Origin of the sequence: uncultured Nocardioides sp., assembly GCF_902805925.1 — a bacterium.
GTDB lineage: Bacteria > Actinomycetota > Actinomycetes > Propionibacteriales > Nocardioidaceae > Nocardioides.
Map to the genome: position 1 here is coordinate 1 of NZ_CADCUP010000050.1, position 2,662 is coordinate 2,662.

General features: G+C 74.8%; 4 protein-coding genes. All 4 read left to right on the plus strand.

Features of this window, described 5'->3' with window-relative positions; all coding sequences use genetic code 11:
* On the plus strand, positions 1-487 hold a 487-nt coding region (locus tag QZX64_RS03780; protein WP_295657095.1), incomplete at its 5' end, for a hypothetical protein.
* A 139-nt stretch (positions 488-626) separates the two neighbouring features.
* Complete coding sequence (locus tag QZX64_RS03785; protein WP_295657097.1) at positions 627-1,556, plus strand: ABC transporter ATP-binding protein; 930 nt, start codon at positions 627-629, stop codon at positions 1,554-1,556.
* Positions 1,553-2,320: a hypothetical protein gene (locus tag QZX64_RS03790; RefSeq protein WP_295657098.1), complete on the plus strand. Its 768-nt coding sequence runs from the start codon at positions 1,553-1,555 to the stop codon at positions 2,318-2,320. The genes QZX64_RS03785 and QZX64_RS03790 overlap by 4 nt, the downstream gene beginning before the upstream one ends.
* A gap of 26 nt (positions 2,321-2,346) precedes the next feature.
* Positions 2,347-2,662, plus strand: a 316-nt coding sequence (locus QZX64_RS03795) for a hypothetical protein (protein ID WP_295657099.1), incomplete at its 3' end; no start/stop codon positions are given.

Consider the following 2,662-nt stretch of genomic DNA (forward strand, 5'->3'; position numbering starts at 1 on the left):
CCTGGACGACCTCCGACGCGTCGACCGGCGTGTCGACCGCTGCTGGGCCCTGCTGCGCGAGGCGCAGGAGGGCAGTCGCCTCAACCCGCGGCGTCGCAGGCGCTGGTCGCCGCTCGACGACCTGGTCGCCGTGCTGGAGCAGCTCGAGCACGTGGTCGCCGACAGCCAGAGCCTCGTGCGGACCGTGGGGATCAGCGCGTCGCTCGGCAACGTGTGGGAGGAGGGCTTCCGCAGCCGTGTGGTCGAGATCCTGCGCGAGGTCGCGCGGGTGGTGGACGACGACGCCCCCGAGCGCTTCGCACCGGCCCAGGCGGCGCTCCGGGAGACCACCGAGGCCCTCTACTTCCGCGGGCTCGGCGACTCCTGGCAGGAGTACGGCGGCATCATCGTCAACCTTCGCAACGTCATCGACGCGCTCGCGCACCTCCCGGCGACGTCCCGGATGCGCCCGCTCACCGGTCCGCACGTGCCGCGCCGGCACCGCTGAGCCCGCCGGGACGCAGGCCGGGAACGGCCCGGTCGATGTGCACAGTCGATCTGACCGGACGACCTGCACAGTCGATCTGCACAGGACCTCCACACCTCCTCCCCGGGAGGCGACCACCGGCGCCCCTAGCGTTCGACGCATGATCAGCGTGCGGGCACTCACCAAGCGGTACGGCGGCGTGCTGGCCGTCGACGACCTCACCTTCGACGTGCCGGCCGGGAGGGTGACCGGGTTCCTCGGCCCCAACGGCGCGGGCAAGTCGACGACCATGCGGATGGTGGTCGGCCTGGACCGGCCCACCGCCGGCACGGCCACCGTCAACGGCGTCCGGTACGCCGACCTGGCCGAGCCGCTGCGGGAGGTCGGCGCCCTCCTCGGCGCCGAGGCGATGCACCCGGCGCGCACGGGCCGGGCCCACCTGCGGATCGGCGCCCGCAGCAACGGCATCCTGCCGGCCCGGGTGGAGGAGGTCATCGCCGAGGTCGGGCTGGAGAAGGCGGCCGGCCGCCGGATCAAGGGCTACTCCCTCGGCATGCGGCAGCGGCTCGGCATCGCCGCGGCCCTGCTGGGGGACCCGCCCGTGCTGCTCTTCGACGAGCCGGTCAACGGGCTCGACCTCGACGGCGTGAGGTGGATCCGCGCGCTGCTGCGCGGGTTCGCCGACGAGGGCCGCACGGTCCTGGTCTCCAGCCACCTGATGAGCGAGGTGCAGCTGGTCGCCGACCGGGTCGTGATCATCGGCCGCGGCCGGCTGATCGCCGACGCCGACACCGACGAGGTGCTGCGCGGGCTGGGTGGCCCGCGGGTGCGGGTCCGCACGCCCCGGGCGCAGGAGCTCCACCGGGCCCTGGTCGAGCGTGCCGCCGTGGGTCGCACCGCTCCCGACGAGCTCGAGGTCACCGGCCTGTCGACCACGGAGGTCGGCGACCTGGCCCATGCCCTCGGCGTGCCCCTGCACCACCTCGCCGAGGTCGAGCAGTCGCTCGAGCACGCCTACCTCGCCCTCACCCAGGACAGCGTCGAGCACGGCGGACACCACAGCGGTCGGCCGCAGGGAGCCGTCGCATGAGCACCGCCGCCGTCCTGGCCCGCACCGGCCGGGCCGAGTGGAGCCGGATCTGGAGCGTCCGCTCCAGCTGGGCCTTCGCGCTGGTGACCGCCGCCGCGGTGCTCGGCATCGCCACGATCATCGGCATCGACAACGCCGGCGACCCCACCGGCGTGCCGGACGACGCCACCGCCTGGGACGGCGGCCGCCCCACGGCGATGTTCGCGCTCTTCGGGATCCTCGCGATGTCGGTGGTCACGAGCACGGCTGACCACGCGACGGGCGGCATCGTCCCGACCCTGCAGTGGACGCCGCGCAGGCGGGTCCTCCTCGCGGCCCGGGCCGGGGTCGTCGTCGCGACCACGACGCTCCTCGGCGTGCTGCTGGTGGCGGCCGCCTCCGTGGTGGTCTGGGCGTTCCTGCCGGGGCTGGGGCTGCCGCTGGGCGACGGCCTCGAGACCCTGGGCGGGCTCGCCCTCGTCTACGCCACCTCGGCGCTGCTGGCCGTCGGGCTCGGGCTCCTGCTCCGCAGCACCGCCGGCGGGCTGGTCAGCGTGATCGCCCTGGTGCTGGTGCTGCCCCCGCTGCTGGGCAACCTGCCCTACGACTGGGCGGTCGACCTCTCCGCCGCCATGCCCGGCTCGGCCGCCGTGCACCTGATCTTCGGCGGCGGCCCGAGCGAGGACATGACGACCACGTCCTCACGCACGACACTGGTCGCCTGGGCCGCCGCCGCCCTGCTGGGCGGCGGGTGGCGCCTGCTCACCGCCGACGCCGACCGATGACCACCCGACGACACGAGGAGCACCCGATGACCCCCACCACCTCCTACCGGCTCGGCCTCGCCCTCGCCGCCGGGACCGCCCTCTTCCTCGTGCTGGTCAGCGGCGCGGTGGGGATCCTCGGCTCGGGCGGACGCCCCGACCGGGTGTACGTCGTCGTCCTCGCCGTCCTGGTGCTGGGCACGGTCCTGGCCCGCCTCCGGGCACCCGGCATGGCGCTGGCCCTGCTGGCGACGGCTGCGACGCAGGTGGTCGTCACCTCGACGGCGCTGGTGGGCGGGCTGCACCCCGCAGGCGCCTCGGTCCCCGACATCCTCGGCATCACCGCGATGTTCGCGGTCCTCT